Below are 14380 nucleotides of genomic sequence, written 5' to 3' on the forward strand. Positions count from 1 at the left end.
ATCGGTTAGTTCCACTCCTCCCAGTCGCTCGAACCGGCGTTGTTGTCGTCGAACACCGGAAGATTGACTTCGACCGCAGCGACGACCGTCGCCGTAGCGCCCACGGCGACGACCGTCACCTTGCCGCTCTTTTCGGCATAGATATTCCCTTCGACGGGAGCCGTGATCGACAGCACGTCGCCGTCGAGCGAAGCGCGCCACCCGTCGGGCTTCGAAATCGAATAGCTCTCGACGCCCTTCTGCGTGACGGCCAGTTTTTCGGTCTGTCCGTATTTGAGCGTCAGTGTTGTGCGCTCGATGACGAAGTTCACCTCTTTGGCTTTGGGCAGCCGGATCGTCTCGCCTCCCGCAAGGATGAAAATCACCTCGTCGTCGGTCTGCCGTACATCCTCGAAGAACGAATCACCGTCTTCGCCGACCGCCTTGACCGGTTGGCCGTCGGCACCTTTGACCGGCTCGCCGTCGATCGTCCAATAGCCCTCCTCGTCGACCGAAGGGGTTTTGCCGTCCTGCCCCGCCACCGGAATCTTGCTGCCGGCATCGTCCAGCAACCACTCGTCGGCGCCGCCCAGCGTCCAGTAGTAGACACCCTCGAACCTGGCGATACCCAGAACAGGAGCGTCGGCGCCTTTCTCGCCGTCGCGGATCGTGATGGTCTTGCCGTCGTTGAACGTAATCGACCAACCGTCGTCCGACTCCGTATAATTCGTAATGAACTTGTTGCCGTTCAGGGCGTCGACGAGCGTCTTCAACGAATTCACCTGCTCCTTCATCGAGGCGATCTCCTGTCTGATGTCCGCGATCTCCTGACGGAGTCCGGAGTCGTCGTACTCGTCCGAACAGCTCCATGCTGCCGCTGCACAACATGCCGCGAACGCCAATAGCGTAAAGATTTTCTTCATAATACAAGATTTATTTGGTTTGGAATTTCGATGCGCCGAAAAACGGCCGCGTCGGACAGGAGCGATCCGCAGACACACGATGCAGGGAGCGACGGCCATGCCGCGCTCCTCGCACTCCCGATTACCGATCCGTATGACATAACTACGCCGTTTGATTCCGTTTGCGGACTTACACGACGCAAGGGGAAGGGTGAAGAAATCGACAGAAAAATAGCACGCAGAAAACTATCTCGTGTGATTCCGACCCGAAACCCGCGGGTGTAAATCGTTCATCGAGGCAGGTCTTCTGACTTATCCCGTCGACCGCGCCTTCCCGGTATTTCACCAGTGGCAAAGAATGCGATAGACTTCGCTCCCGAAAGGGAGGGGACTTACAGCAGCAGGTACTGTCGCGGATTCTCACCGCGTTCCCTATTAATTCCGACAGGAGAAGACTCCCGTTGCGGAAACCTTGACGCGGCAAAGGTATGAAAAAACGATCGGAATTCGCAAATTCCGTTTCACTTTTATTTCATTTCCGCCGTTTTCATGCGGATTCGTCGCCGCAGGGCCGGCGAACGCCGCTGCGCCGGCCGGCCTATGCCCGCCCCGCATGCGCAGCGGCTTCATTTTCCGGCAAAATAGTTGTATCTTTGTCGTAAATGCTCCCCGAATTCCTGACATACCTCGAAGCCGAACGCCGTTACTCCCCGCTCACTATCCGCAACTACCGCCGCGACATCGAACGGTTTCTGGCGTGGCTGGGAGTCGACGAGGCGTCGTTCGACCCTTCGCAACTGCGCACCGAGGACATTCGTGAATGGATTCTCTACCGCACCGAAAAATCGCACATCGGCCCGGCGTCGATGAACCGCGAGGTGTCGTCGCTTCGGGCATTGTGGCATTACCTGCGCCGGCAGGGAATCGTCACGCAGGATATCTTCCGGAGCGTCCGTTCGCTGCGTACGCCGCGCCGTCTGCCCGTCTTCGTCCCCGAAAGCCGCATGGCCTACGTGATCGCCGACATCAACGGACGCGCCGGCAGCGAAGATTTCGTCACCGTGCGCGACGCGCTGACCGTGGCCATGTTCTACGGCTGCGGAATCCGCCTCGCGGAACTGATCGCCCTCAACCGCAACGACTTCTCGGACGACTACCGGCAGGTGCGCATCCGCGGCAAGGGAGACAAGGAGCGCATCGTCCCGCTGGTCGATCCTCTGCGGCGCATTCTGGTCCATTACCTCCAACTGATCGAGCGGCAAAACATTTGCAATTCTCAGGAAAAAGCACTAATTTTAACACTGAAAGGAGCGCGCATTTCACGGAGCGTCGTGCGGCGCATCGTGGAACAGGCGTTGAACAAGGAGGGCATACAGGGAAAAAAGAGCCCCCACGTACTGCGGCACACCTTTGCGACGCATCTGCTGAACCACGGCGCGGACATGCGCGAAATACAGGAGCTGTTGGGACACTCCTCGTTGCAGGCCACGCAGGTCTACACCCACAACAGCATCACCCGTTTGCAGGAGATCTACGTCAAGGCGCACCCCCGCGAGCGGAGAAAGGAAGAGATTGAAACCCCGTGCGACGCTGCCACAGAGGACACGCAAGCACGGTAACCGATTGTCAAACTATAAAGGACAAGGCTATGAACGTACAGATTCAGTCAGTGAAATTCGACGCAGACAAGAAGTTGATCGAATTCGTGGAGAACAAGATGTCGAAGTTGGAACGTTTCGCCGACCGCGCCACGGGCGCCGAGGTGATTCTCAAATTGGATAAGGATTTCGAAAAAGGAAACAAGGTAGCGACCATCACGCTGCACATGCCCGGCGAGGATATGGTGGCCGAACACCGCGCCCGCGCCTTCGAGGAGGCGATCGACGAGGCGATCGACGCACTGAAACGCCAGATCGAGAAATTCAAGGAGAAGGTGAAATAGCCGCACGGCGGCACGCTTGCGACGGGAGGAGTCTTCGACGAGGATTCCTCCCGTTCGCATTTCCCGAATCCGCACCGGCGGCTTCCGCAGCGATACCTTTATTATATGAAGTTCCTGCCGCCTGCGAAAAGACCGATACCATGCCGGTCGGAGGGGGGGGGTGGTGCAATCCATCCGCAACTTTTTTCCGGCAAAACGTACAACCTGCCGATTTTTTATTTATATTTGCCTCGAAGACATTTTTGAAGAGAAGCATGTTCAGCAACCGCACGGCTCAGAATTGGTGGTGGCGCTCATTGGTTTTAAGTAAACAATGACGCTGGCACTGCCGTGGATGGAACATACCGATCGCAAGAGTTAGGAATCCGTTGTTTACTTGACAAGTAACGACGGATTTCTTTTTTGCCCCGCGCCGACCGCAAACCCGTAAAAACAATCAAATACCTTATCAGTCATGAAAACGAAAAAAATCCTGCTGCCCGATCAGATGATCCCCGCCCAATGGTACAACATCGTGGCCGACATGCCGCAGAAACCGCTGCCGCCGCTCGATCCCCGCACCCGCCGTCCCGTGACGGCCGAACAGATGAACTGCATCTTCGCCGAAGAACTCGTACGGCAGGAGTTCTCGACCGAACGCTTCATCGACATCCCCGACGAGGTGCGCGACCTCTACCGCATCTGGCGCTGTACGCCGCTCGTGCGGGCCTATGCGCTGGAACGGGCGCTCGACACGCCGGCGAAGATCTATTTCAAGAACGAAAGCGTCTCGCCCGCCGGCTCGCACAAGCCCAACACGGCCCTGCCGCAGGCCTACTACAACGCCAAACAGGGCATCAAGCACCTGACGACCGAAACGGGCGGCGGACAATGGGGTTCGGCCATCGCGCTGGCCAGCCAGTACTTCGGCCTCGACCTGAAAGTCTTCATGGTCAAGGTCAGCTACGAGCAGAAACCTTACCGCAAGCTGCTGATGAACACGTGGGGAGCCGAGGTGATCCCCTCGCCCAGCACGCTGACCGATGCGGGACGCCGCGCTCTGGCCGACGATCCCGACTGCTCGGGCAACCTCGGGCTAGCGATCTCCGAGGCGGTCGAGACAGCCGTACAGCACCCCGACGACACGCGCTACTGCCTGGGCAGCGTACTGAACCACGTGCTGCTGCACCAGACCGTCATCGGCGAGGAGGCGCTCGTGCAGATGGAGATGGCGGGCGACGAACCCGACGTGGTGATCGGCTGCTTCGGCGGCGGTTCGAACTTCGCAGGCATCGGCTTCCCGTTCCTGCGCCGCAACCTCCGCGAAGGAGCCCGCACGCGCATCGTGGCCGTCGAACCCGCCTCGTGCCCCAAACTCACGCGCGGCACGTTCCAGTACGACTTCGGCGACGTGGCGGGCATGACTCCCATGCTGCCCATGTATACGCTGGGACACAACTTCCAGCCGGCAGATATCCACGCCGGAGGATTGCGCTACCACGGTGCCGGCAGCATCGTAAGCCAACTGCTCCGCGACGGGCTGATCGAGGCGCAGGCCGTTCCGCAGCTCGAAACCTTCCGTGCGGGGCTGCTCTTCGCCCGCACCGAGGGTATCGTACCGGCTCCCGAATCGACCCACGCCATCGCCGCCGCCGTCCGCGAAGCGCTGCGCGCCAAGGAGGAGGGAGCGTCGAAGACGATTCTCTTCAACCTGTCGGGCCACGGCATGATCGATCTCTACGCCTACGAACAGTACTTCGCGGACAAGTTGCAGGACTACACCGTCACCGACGCCGAACTGCGACGCACGATCGACCAGCTCGACCGGATCATCAAATAACGCCCTGCGCCTCCTTCTCTCCGATTTCCGCCGGCCGACCGGCCGGTTCGAGTTCCCTCCGGCGGAGGGAACTCTTTTTTCGCCGGGACACCGTCAGGAAGGCCGCAGGGATTTTCGCCGCCTTCGTAAAAAAACTCCGAAAAAATTTGCATCTTCCGGACTTTTTCGTACTTTTGTTCCATACAGACGATTGAAGACATGCAGTCATTCGGTTTTGCATACAACTTTTTCAGCTTTTTCTATTTTAGCAGATAGAGAACGGGGTTGTATGGTCTGAATCGATTACGAAATGAATAACGTATGAATCCCGTTCCGCCGCGAACGGGATTTTTTATTGACACTACGGATGAAACAGGTTACCATTCAGGGCGAGCCGGGGTGTTTCCACGAAGAGGCCGCACGGCGCTATTTCGGCGACGAGCCGATCGAGATCGTCCCCTGCCGGACGTTCGAGGCGCAGTTCGAACGGATGCGGCACGAAGGATCGCTGCTGGGCATCGTCGCCATCGAAAATACCATCGCCGGCAGTCTGTTGCAGAATCACGAATTGTTGCGCCGCAGCGAATCGCAGATCATCGGCGAATGCAAACTGCGCATCTCGCACGTGCTGGCGGCCCTTCCCGGCCAACGGCTCGACGAGCTGAGCGAAGTCAACTCCCACCCGATCGCCCTGATGCAGTGCGGCGAATTCCTCAAAGCCCACCCGCAGCTCAAAGCCGTCGAGCGGGACGACACGGCGGGCAGCGCCGCCGAGATCGCCGAACGCCGTCTCACGGGACACGCCGCCATCTGCGGCCGGCTGGCGGCCGAACGCTACGGATTGGAGATTCTCGAAGAGGGTATCGAGACCAACAAACGCAACTTCACGCGCTTCCTGCTGCTGGCCGACCGCTACCACGCCGACCGCCACACGGGTTCCGCCCGCGCCGACAAGGCATCGCTCGTATTCAGCCTGCCGCATACCCAGGGAAGCCTCTCCAAAGTACTGACCATCCTTTCGTTCTACGACATCAACCTCACCAAAATCCAGTCGATGCCCATTATCGGCTGCGAATGGGAGTACCGCTTCTACGTGGACGTATCCTTTGCGGACTACACCCGTTACCGGCAGTCGATCGACGCGATCACCCCTTTGACCAAAGATTTCAAAATTCTGGGCGAATACGCCGCATTCAACGAATAAATACCCCGATAAGATTATGGAAATGAACGATCTGCAACCCATCATACTTCCCGGCATCCCGGCCAGGCGGCCGCTCGTAATCGCCGGCCCGTGCAGTGCCGAAACCGAAGAGCAGGTGCTCGCGGCCGCCCGCGCGCTCGCCGCGCAGGAGGTGAAGATCTTCCGCGCCGGCATCTGGAAACCCCGCACCAAGCCCGGCGGATTCGAGGGCGTGGGGGTCGAAGGACTGCGCTGGCTGCAACGTGTCAAGGCCGAAACCGGCATGTACGTCTCGACCGAAGTGGCCACCGAGCGCCACGTCTTCGAAGCGCTTAAAGCGGGGGTCGACCTGCTGTGGATCGGCGCCCGCACCTCGGCCAATCCTTTCGCCATGCAAGAACTGGCAGGAGCGCTGCGCGGCGTGGACATTCCGGTGCTGGTCAAGAATCCGGTCAATCCCGATCTCGAACTCTGGATCGGCGCCATCGAACGTCTCTACAACGCCGGCCTCCGGCGGCTGGGAGCCATCCACCGCGGATTCAGCAGCTACGACCGCACGATCTACCGCAACCAGCCCCAGTGGCACATCCCGATCGAACTGCGCCGCCGGCTGCCGCAACTGCCGCTGCTGTGCGATCCGAGCCACATCGGCGGTAAACGCGAACTGATAGCGCCGCTTTCGCAGGAGGCCATGGACCTGGGCTTCGACGGGCTGATCGTCGAATCGCACTGCACCCCCGACGAGGCGTGGAGCGACAAACAACAGCAGGTGACCCCCGACGTGCTCTGCTTCATGCTGCATACGCTCGTCGTGCGCGAAACGACCCAGACCACCGAACCGCTGGCCGAACTGCGGCAGCAGATCGACCGGCTCGACGACGAACTGCTGGCACTCATGGCCAAGCGCATGCGCATCTCGCGCGAGATCGGGCAGTACAAGAAAGAGCACAGTATGCCGATCCTGCAAGCCAAGCGTTACGACGAAATCCTCAACAAACGCGGTGCACAGGCCGTCGAGCTGGGTATCAACCCCGAATTCGTCAAGACACTGCTGCAAGCCATCCACGAAGAGTCCGTCCACGAACAGGTCAAGGTCATCAACGGCTGACCCGCTCCCCGACCGGCGGAAACCCCTCCGCAGCAGAGGATGTTCTCACGCAAAAACAGCCGGTCGGCAAACGGGCGGAGCCGGATTCGTTCGGACTATGCCGAGGCGAGAAAACGAAGAATGAAATTCAACCTTATAACCCTAACTTTATGAATGAACCCAAACTCTCCCAACGCCTGCTGTCGCTCGACGCCCTGAGAGGCTTCGACATGCTCTTCATCATGGGCTTCGCAACGCTCGTCGTCAACGTCTGCCATCTCTTTCCGGGCGACGTATCGGCAGCCGTCGCCGAATCGATGAGCCATCCCGCATGGCACGGCTTCTCGCATCACGACACCATCTTCCCGCTCTTCCTCTTCATCGCGGGCATCTCCTATCCCTTTTCGCTCGCGAAGCAGCGATCGCTGGGGGCGACGCAGGGCGACCTCTACCGCAAGATTCTGAAACGGGGCGCACTGCTCATCCTCTTCGGACTGATCTACAACGGTCTCTTCCGGTTGGACTGGCCGATGCGCACGGCCAGCGTACTGGGCCGTATCGGCCTGGCGTGGGCGCTCGCCGCGATGCTGTTCCTCAACTTCCGCACCCGCACCCGCATCGGAATCGTCGGCGCGATCCTCGTCGGCTACTGGGCGCTGCTGGCCTTAGTCCCCGCTCCCGACGCTCCGGCGGGCGCCGACGTCTATTCGATGGAGGGAACGATCGTGGGCTACATCGACCGGCTGCTGCTGCCGGGCAAGCTCCACAACAAGATCTTCGATCCCGAGGGGCTGCTCTCCACGGTGCCGGCCGTCGCCACGGCGATGCTCGGAATGCTCACCGGAGAGTTCGTCCGCCTCTCCGAACAACGTCTCTCCGGCAATCGCAAGGCACTCTACATGGCGCTGGCCGCTGTCGCCTTCACGCTCGTCGGCATATTGTGGGATCTCAGCTTCCCGATCAACAAGAAGCTGTGGACCAGCTCGTTCGTCTGCGTCGTCGCAGGATACTCGCTCGGCATGTTCGCCCTCTTCTACTGGATCATCGACGTCAAGGGATACAAGGGCTGGGTGCTGCCGTTCCAGGTGATCGGGCTCAACTCGATTACGATCTACATGGCGCAGCGCATCGTCGACTTCAAGGGGATCTCCGCTTTCTTTTTCGGCGGTCTGGCCGCGAAGATGCCGGAGGCGCTGGCACCGGTCGTCGCCAGCACGGGCTATCTGCTCGTCAGCTGGCTCTTCCTCTATTTCCTCTATAAAAAGCGGATTTTCCTGAAAGTCTGACCGCTGCCGTGCACAGCGAAAAAAGAGAGCTTGCGGCACTTCGTCGCAGGTTCTCTTTTCGTTTCGAAATGATCCCTCCGGAACGCAAAAACATCGGCCGGACTGAATCAGCCCGGCCGATGCCCCCTTACATAATTATCAACCTATATGCAAACTTGACGAAGAAAGATTTCGGTTTTTCAACCCAAAACTTTCATGACAAAACAAATATAGAAACTAAAATTCAGATTACAAAATTTTCCACCGTATATTTACAAATAAAAGATTATTTTATTCGATTTCGAGACGAATTACCTTTCGAAACCGCAAATCCGCGCCCTCCGAGCCGAAAAATCGCTGCCGGATTCGGTAACCGGAACGAAATCGTTAACTTTGAACCGCGGCAGCGCCCGACAACGGAACAGGCCGCATACTCCCGATCCGGCCCTAATCGGAACGCTCCGCACAAGCGGTGCGGAGCGCGCTCTTCGCGATGCCGGAGAGGCCGAAAAACATACATGCAGAATCAGATACCATGCTCGACAAATCGCTCCCTTACAAAAGCATCATCATGCGCATGGAAGCCGCCGTCGCCGAACGGCTCGCTCCGCCCGCTCCTGCTGCGGGCTATCGCATCCGCCCCTTCGTGCCGGGCGACGAACGCCACTGGGCTCGCATCGAAACCTCGGTCGGAGAGTTCTCCGAGGAAGCGGCGGCGCGCGCCTATTTCGAGCGCGTCTACCTGCCCGAAGCCGCCTTGCGGTGCCTCTTCGTCGTCACGGAACGGGACGAACCCGTCGCAACGGCGACGACATGGACGGAAGAGGAGGCATCGCTGCGTCAGCTACAACTCCAATGGGTGGCCGTCGAACCCGCCCACCAGGGACGGGGTCTGGGACGTGCGATCGCCACGGCGGCGGTACGACGGGCCGTACGACTCGCCCCCGGCGAAGCGATCCTGCTGCATACGCAGACGTGGAGCCACCGGGCGCTGCGGCTCTACCGCAGCCTCGGATTCCGCTTCTGCCGCACGCAGACGATCGTCATGCGGAGCAAGGAGGGGACGGGCATGAAGCGTTACCCCAACGAATTCGAAGAGGCGATGGAGGTATTGCGCCGCACGGTCGCCCCCGCCGAGATCGACGAATGGCGCCGCACGGCGTTCCGGTGATCGGAAGGATCGGCTACTCTTCGGGCGTTTCGATGTAGCTGCTCAGGAAGCGCAGCCCCCCGTGTCCCGGCAACAGCGTGACCTGCCGCGTCGAGGCGGGGATCAGTACGGTCTCGCCCTGCCGCACCGCCACACGGTTCCCTTCGGAATCGACCAACTCGCCCGCACCTGCGACGAAGATCAGCACCACGAACGAATCGAGCGCCGAATAGTCGCACAGCACGCTGAACGTGGCGTCGCAGAGGTGCGTGGTGAAATAGGGGCAGGCGACCAGCTCCGTGTCCTTGTTGCGGATCCGCTCGTAGTGCGTGCGGTAGTCGTCCGGCACGGTGTAGTCGATCGCCTCCTTGGCCAGCTCGGTATGGAGTTCGCGCGGCTTGCCGTCGGGCCCCGGCCGGTCGTAGTCGTAGATGCGGTAGGTCAGGTCCGACGTCTGCTGGATCTCGGCGATGAAAGCGCCGGCGCCGATGCTGTGGACACGCCCCGCCGGCAGGAAAAAGACGTCGCCCGCAGCGATGGGATGGTCGCGCAGCAGGTCGCAGATCGTATGGTCGGCTACCGCCGCGGCATAGGTTTCGGCATCCACGCGGCGGTCGAAACCGATACGCAGACTGGCGCCGCCCGTCTCCGAAACGACGTACCACATCTCGGTCTTGCCGTGCATCCGGTGACGCTCCCACGCCAGACGGTCGTCGGGGTGTACCTGAATCGACAGATCCTCGCGGGCGTCGATGAATTTGACCAGCAGCGGAAATTCGTTGCCGAAACGTTCGTAATTGCTCTTTCCCACCAGTTCGGCGCCGTAGCGGTCGATCAGCTCCGGCAGGGAAACACCCTTGCAGGGCCCCTCGGCGACGATCGATTCGTGTCCGGCGACGCCCGACAGCTCCCAGCTCTCGCCGATCGACCGCACGGAGGTCTCGACGCCCTTGTAGGCGGCGATCTTCTCGCCGCCCCAGATCATGGGACGCAGGAAAGGTTCGAATTTCAAAGGATACATGATATCTATCGATTTTGTAAGATTCTTTTTTACCGGAACTCCCGAGCACTCAGTCGAAACGGCTCCTGTACCTGTTGGGAGTGCAACCGACCACGTTCTTGAAGAGTCTGGTAAAGTGCGCGGGGTATTTGAATCCCAGTTCGTAGGCCACCTCGGCGATCGAGCGCGCGGGGTCGGCGATGCGCTCCTTGGCCGCATCGATGAGCCGCAGGCGGATGTGCTCCTGCGCCGTCTTTCCCGTCAGGCGTTTGACCAGGTCGCCGAAGTAGTTGGCCGACAGGTGGAGCTCCTGCGTGCAGTACTGCACGGTGGGCAGCCCTTCGGTCTGGGGTTTGTCGGAGAGGAAATAGTCGTCGAGCGTGCGTTCGAAGCGCGCCAGAATATCCTTTCCCGCCACGTCGCTGCGCGTGATGAACTGGCGGTCGTAGAAGCGCACGCAGTAGTTGAGGAACATCTCGATGTTGTTCACGACGAGCGTGCGGCTGTGGCGGTCGATGGCGTGCTGCAACTCGTGGCGGATGTTGTGCAGGCAGTCGAGGATCGTGCGCCGCTCCTGCTCCGAGAGGTGGAGCGCTTCGCGTACCTCGTAGGAGAAGAAGGTGTAGTTGCGGATGTTGCGCCCCAGCTGCGTGCCGCGCAGCAGATCGGGGTGGAAGAGAAGCGCCCAGCCTTTGGGCTGGAATTTCACGCCCCGATTGTCGAACCCGACGCACTGCCCCGGGGCGAGGAAGACGAGCGTCCCCTCCTGATAGTCGTAGGTGCGACGGCCGTACTGGATATCGCCGCACTTGACATCTTTGAGAAATACCGTGTAGAACCCCACGCAGAACCGGACGCGCTCGCAGAGCGGACACTGCGAAAAGTCGATGACGCTGACGAGCGGGTGCAGCGTCGGATAGTGCACCAGATCGTTATACTGTTCGACACGATCCAGTTTCAATACGTTCTCCATGATCGCGGCATTTTGAGACCTTCGCAAAGTTACGCATTTTTTCGGTTTTTACGCGACAACCGTAATAATGGTAAGACAATCCGTGATCCGTATAACGGACCGGAAGTGCCGATGCGCTATTTTTGCAGTGTCGGAACCGAAGGCGTCGCCGGACTTGCGCCCGAAGACGACGGAACCGATCGAAAAAACGAACCTTTTCGTTAAGCCGAGTGCAGAGCCGAATTTGTTCGGGCTATGCCGAGGCGGGAAAACGAAAAACGAAATTCAACGATACGATGAAAAGAATCTGGATGACGACATTCCTGTCGCTGACATTGTGCGCAGGCGCCTGCGGAGGGCGGGCCCGCGCGAACGACAACCCGCCGCAGGAGAAGACCGCGAATCCCAAGGTCTACCTGACGCGCACGATCACGCCCGAGGCGCTGGTGCGCATCTACGAAGCGCTCGGCCGCGAAGCCACGGGACGGGTGGCCGTCAAACTCTCGACGGGCGAACCGGGCGGACACCACTTCCTGCAACCGGCGCTCGTCGCACCGCTGGTACGCAAGGTCGGCGGCACGATCGTCGAGTGCAACACCGCCTACGGCGGTGGACGTGCCCGCACGGCCGACCATCTCAAAGCGGCTGCCGACCACGGCTTCACCGCCATCGCCGCGGTCGACATCATGGACGCCGAGGGCGAAACGGCGCTTCCGGTCGAGGGCGGACGGCACCTCGCGGAGGACTACGTGGGCAAAAACTTTCTGAACTACGATTTCACGGTCGTGCTGTCGCACTTCAAGGGGCACGCGATGGGCGGCTTCGGCGGCGCGATCAAGAACATCTCGATCGGCATCGCCTCGTCGGCGGGCAAGGCGTGGATCCACTCGGCCGGCAAGACGAAAAACGCCGCCGAGATGTGGAGCGCCCTGCCCCCGCAGGACGACTTCCTGGAATCGATGGCCGAAGCGGCCAAGGCCGTCGCCGACCATTGCGGGGAGCGGATCCTCTACATCAACGTGATGAACAACCTCTCGGTCGACTGCGACTGCGACGCCCACCCTGCGGCACCCGAAATGGGCGACATCGGCATCCTCGCCTCGACCGACCCCGTGGCGCTGGACAAGGCCTGCGTCGACCTGGTCTACGCATCGGACGATCCCGGCAAAGTCCACCTGATCGAGCGCATCGAGTCGCGCCACGGCACCCATACGCTCGACCACGCGGCCGCGATCGGGCTGGGCGATCCCGATTACGAACTGATCGACATCGATAATTAAATCCGCACAGAATGATGAACGACATCGTAAGAGTAGACCACGTCTTCGACTACAACGACTCGCTGGGCTGCGAGACGCTGCATCCGCTCGTCAGCGTCATCGACTTCTCGGAAGTGCGACCCATCCGCTCCTCGCTGCGCTCCTTCGGCGTCTACGCCATCTTCCTCAAAGACGTGAAGTGCGGCGACATGATCTACGGCCGCCAGACCTACGACTATCAGGAAGGAACGCTCGTCTGTCTCGCACCCGGACAGGTCTTCGGCGCGAAGGACGACGGGCAGCTGCGCCAGCCCAAAGGCTGGGCGCTTCTCTTCCACCCCGACCTGCTACGCGGTACGCAGCTGGGGCGCAACATCCGCAACTACACCTTCTTCTCCTACGAGGTACGCGAAGCGCTCCACCTCTCGGAGCAGGAGCGGCGCACGATCCTCGACTGCCTGCACAACATCCGCCACGAGTTGCAGCACGCCATCGACCGCCACAGCCGCACGCTCGTCGTGAACAACATCGAGATGTTCCTCAACTACTGCGTGCGCTTCTACGACCGCCAGTTCATCACGCGCAGCGACGTGGCGGGAAAGGATATTCTGGCGCGCTTCGAACGCACGCTCGACGACTATTTCCTCTCCGACAAACCCCAGACCGAAGGGCTGCCTACCGTGCAGTACTGCGCGCAGGAGCTCCACCTGTCGGCCAACTACTTCGGCGACCTGGTCAAACGCCTGACGGGAAAGACGGCGCAGGAGCACATCCGCCTGCGGCTCATCGATGCGGCCAAGGAGCGCATCGCCGACCCCGCGCGCTCGATCGCCGAGGTGGCCTACGAACTGGGATTCAAATACCCCGCGCACTTTACCAGACTCTTCAAGAACGTGGTCGGTTGCACTCCCAACAGGTACAGAAACATCAACTGACGCATTGCGCAACCGGCTGTCCGGCCGACTGTTCCGAGCGGTAAAAATGGTAAGAATCTCCGTAATCCGTCTATCGTCCGGCATGATCCGCCGCCCTATCTTTGCAGATGAAACGCTGGTCGGGAGGCACCGACCGGCAGACAAACGACAAGAACCATGAAAACGAAAACGATTCTTCTGACGCTCACCACCCTCTTCGCTGCCGCCGAGAGCGGCGACGCCCAAACGGCGCCGAACGATAAAAAAGTGCTGGTGGCCTACTTTTCCCACAGCGGCAACACGCGCGCCGTGGCCGAACGGATCGCTGCGGCCACGGGTGCCGATCTCTTCGAAATCGTCCCGCAGAAGCCCTACCCCGCGGAGTACCGCGCCGTCGTCGATCAGGCCAGGCGCGAGATCGCCGCGGACTACCGTCCGGCGCTGAAAACCGACCTGCCCGACGCCGGGCGATACGACGTGATCTACATCGGTTCGCCCTGCTGGTGGTCGACCGTCGCACCGCCCGTCGCGACCTTCCTCGCAGCGCACGACTTCACGGGCAAGACCCTCATCCCCTTCATGACGCACGAAGGGAGCCGCATGGGCCGCAGCGAAGCCGACATCCGACGGCTCTGCCCCGGCGCGACCGTGCGCAGCGGCGTCCCCGTCCGCGGCAGCGGCGCAGCGCAGGCCGACCGCGAAATCCGACAGCTCGTCGAGGCGGCCGGACGCTGAGTGCGGACGGCACGCCGACGGTCGGAACCGCACGGGCGAATGCGAGTCGCAGTCCGCCGCGCAGGGCGGCAGACGTTGGAGAGCCCACCGAAATCCGACGAAGGCCATTTTTGCGGACAAACACAAAAACACATAAAACGACCGTTGGAAATACAGACAACGCATCGGTCGTCATCCGGATTTTCCTATCTTTGCCCCTGAACGGAAAACAACG

At 60.5% G+C, this 14380-nt stretch carries 13 protein-coding genes and 1 riboswitch; of the genes, 10 read left to right on the forward strand and 3 right to left on the reverse strand.

Annotation, left to right across the window (positions count from 1 at the left end):
- Positions 1-5: 5 nt before the first annotated feature.
- The gene (locus tag FMF02_RS04465; RefSeq protein WP_141412340.1) at positions 6-902 is read right to left on the reverse strand and encodes a PL29 family lyase N-terminal domain-containing protein; all 897 of its coding nucleotides are present in this window, start codon (positions 900-902) and stop codon (positions 6-8) included.
- Positions 903-1161: 259 nt separating this feature from the next.
- Positions 1162-1371, reverse strand: a riboswitch (cobalamin riboswitch).
- A gap of 172 nt (positions 1372-1543) precedes the next feature.
- Between FMF02_RS04465 and FMF02_RS04470 the strand changes: the two genes are divergently transcribed.
- The 7 genes from FMF02_RS04470 to FMF02_RS04500 all read left to right on the forward strand — a co-directional run bounded on the left by FMF02_RS04470 (position 1544) and on the right by FMF02_RS04500 (position 9327).
- Positions 1544-2500: a tyrosine-type recombinase/integrase gene (locus FMF02_RS04470; protein ID WP_019130926.1), complete on the forward strand. Its 957-nt coding sequence runs from the start codon at positions 1544-1546 to the stop codon at positions 2498-2500.
- 29 nt (positions 2501-2529) lie between these two features.
- Positions 2530-2823, forward strand: coding sequence for a ribosome hibernation-promoting factor, HPF/YfiA family (gene hpf / locus FMF02_RS04475; RefSeq protein ID WP_019130925.1), 294 nt, complete (start codon positions 2530-2532; stop codon positions 2821-2823).
- 454 nt (positions 2824-3277) lie between these two features.
- Complete coding sequence (locus tag FMF02_RS04480) at positions 3278-4642, forward strand: TrpB-like pyridoxal phosphate-dependent enzyme (protein WP_019130924.1); 1365 nt, start codon at positions 3278-3280, stop codon at positions 4640-4642.
- 346 nt (positions 4643-4988) lie between these two features.
- Positions 4989-5825 (forward strand): prephenate dehydratase, encoded by an 837-nt coding sequence (locus FMF02_RS04485; protein WP_019130922.1) that lies wholly within the window; start codon positions 4989-4991, stop codon positions 5823-5825.
- Between the two features lie 16 nt (positions 5826-5841).
- Positions 5842-6912, forward strand: coding sequence for a bifunctional 3-deoxy-7-phosphoheptulonate synthase/chorismate mutase type II (locus tag FMF02_RS04490; protein ID WP_019130921.1), 1071 nt, complete (start codon positions 5842-5844; stop codon positions 6910-6912).
- Between the two features lie 149 nt (positions 6913-7061).
- Positions 7062-8177, forward strand: a complete 1116-nt coding sequence (locus FMF02_RS04495) for an acyltransferase family protein (protein WP_141412341.1) — start codon at positions 7062-7064, stop codon at positions 8175-8177.
- 514 nt (positions 8178-8691) lie between these two features.
- On the forward strand, positions 8692-9327 hold the full coding sequence (locus FMF02_RS04500; RefSeq protein ID WP_162502271.1) for a GNAT family N-acetyltransferase: 636 nt from the start codon (positions 8692-8694) through the stop codon (positions 9325-9327).
- A 13-nt stretch (positions 9328-9340) separates the two neighbouring features.
- On the opposite strand, the gene FMF02_RS04505 is transcribed toward FMF02_RS04500, so the two are convergent.
- Positions 9341-10327 carry a type I phosphomannose isomerase catalytic subunit gene (locus FMF02_RS04505; RefSeq protein ID WP_141412343.1) on the reverse strand — a complete coding sequence of 329 codons (987 nt, stop codon included), beginning with the start codon at positions 10325-10327 and terminating at the stop codon, positions 9341-9343.
- A 49-nt stretch (positions 10328-10376) separates the two neighbouring features.
- Positions 10377-11279: a helix-turn-helix domain-containing protein gene (locus FMF02_RS04510; protein WP_141412344.1), complete on the reverse strand. Its 903-nt coding sequence runs from the start codon at positions 11277-11279 to the stop codon at positions 10377-10379.
- Positions 11280-11554: 275 nt separating this feature from the next.
- Here FMF02_RS04510 and FMF02_RS04515 point away from each other — a divergent pair, with 275 nt between their 5' ends.
- The 3 genes from FMF02_RS04515 to FMF02_RS04525 all read left to right on the forward strand — a co-directional run bounded on the left by FMF02_RS04515 (position 11555) and on the right by FMF02_RS04525 (position 14166).
- Positions 11555-12538, forward strand: a complete 984-nt coding sequence (locus FMF02_RS04515) for a DUF362 domain-containing protein (protein ID WP_141412345.1) — start codon at positions 11555-11557, stop codon at positions 12536-12538.
- 14 nt (positions 12539-12552) lie between these two features.
- Entirely contained in the window at positions 12553-13452 is a 900-nt protein-coding gene (locus FMF02_RS04520) for a helix-turn-helix domain-containing protein (protein WP_141413571.1), read from the forward strand.
- A gap of 156 nt (positions 13453-13608) precedes the next feature.
- Complete coding sequence (locus FMF02_RS04525) at positions 13609-14166, forward strand: flavodoxin (RefSeq protein WP_179952784.1); 558 nt, start codon at positions 13609-13611, stop codon at positions 14164-14166.
- The last annotated feature ends 214 nt before the right edge of the window (positions 14167-14380 follow it).

It is taken from the genome of Alistipes communis (assembly GCF_006542665.1).
Taxonomy (GTDB): domain Bacteria; phylum Bacteroidota; class Bacteroidia; order Bacteroidales; family Rikenellaceae; genus Alistipes; species Alistipes communis.

Bases quoted from the DNA above. Each gene is read 5' to 3' on its own strand.
- FMF02_RS04465 (WP_141412340.1), bottom strand. From the start codon at position 902: ATGAAGAAAATCTTTACGCTATTGGCGTTCGCGGCATGTTGTGCAGCG.
- FMF02_RS04470 (WP_019130926.1), top strand. From the start codon at position 1,544: ATGCTCCCCGAATTCCTGACATACCTCGAAGCCGAACGCCGTTACTCC.
- hpf (WP_019130925.1), top strand. From the start codon at position 2,530: ATGAACGTACAGATTCAGTCAGTGAAATTCGACGCAGACAAGAAGTTG.
- FMF02_RS04480 (WP_019130924.1), top strand. From the start codon at position 3,278: ATGAAAACGAAAAAAATCCTGCTGCCCGATCAGATGATCCCCGCCCAA.
- FMF02_RS04485 (WP_019130922.1), top strand. From the start codon at position 4,989: ATGAAACAGGTTACCATTCAGGGCGAGCCGGGGTGTTTCCACGAAGAG.
- FMF02_RS04490 (WP_019130921.1), top strand. From the start codon at position 5,842: ATGGAAATGAACGATCTGCAACCCATCATACTTCCCGGCATCCCGGCC.
- FMF02_RS04495 (WP_141412341.1), top strand. From the start codon at position 7,062: ATGAATGAACCCAAACTCTCCCAACGCCTGCTGTCGCTCGACGCCCTG.
- FMF02_RS04500 (WP_162502271.1), top strand. From the start codon at position 8,692: ATGCTCGACAAATCGCTCCCTTACAAAAGCATCATCATGCGCATGGAA.
- FMF02_RS04505 (WP_141412343.1), bottom strand. From the start codon at position 10,327: ATGTATCCTTTGAAATTCGAACCTTTCCTGCGTCCCATGATCTGGGGC.
- FMF02_RS04510 (WP_141412344.1), bottom strand. From the start codon at position 11,279: ATGGAGAACGTATTGAAACTGGATCGTGTCGAACAGTATAACGATCTG.
- FMF02_RS04515 (WP_141412345.1), top strand. From the start codon at position 11,555: ATGAAAAGAATCTGGATGACGACATTCCTGTCGCTGACATTGTGCGCA.
- FMF02_RS04520 (WP_141413571.1), top strand. From the start codon at position 12,553: ATGAACGACATCGTAAGAGTAGACCACGTCTTCGACTACAACGACTCG.
- FMF02_RS04525 (WP_179952784.1), top strand. From the start codon at position 13,609: ATGAAAACGAAAACGATTCTTCTGACGCTCACCACCCTCTTCGCTGCC.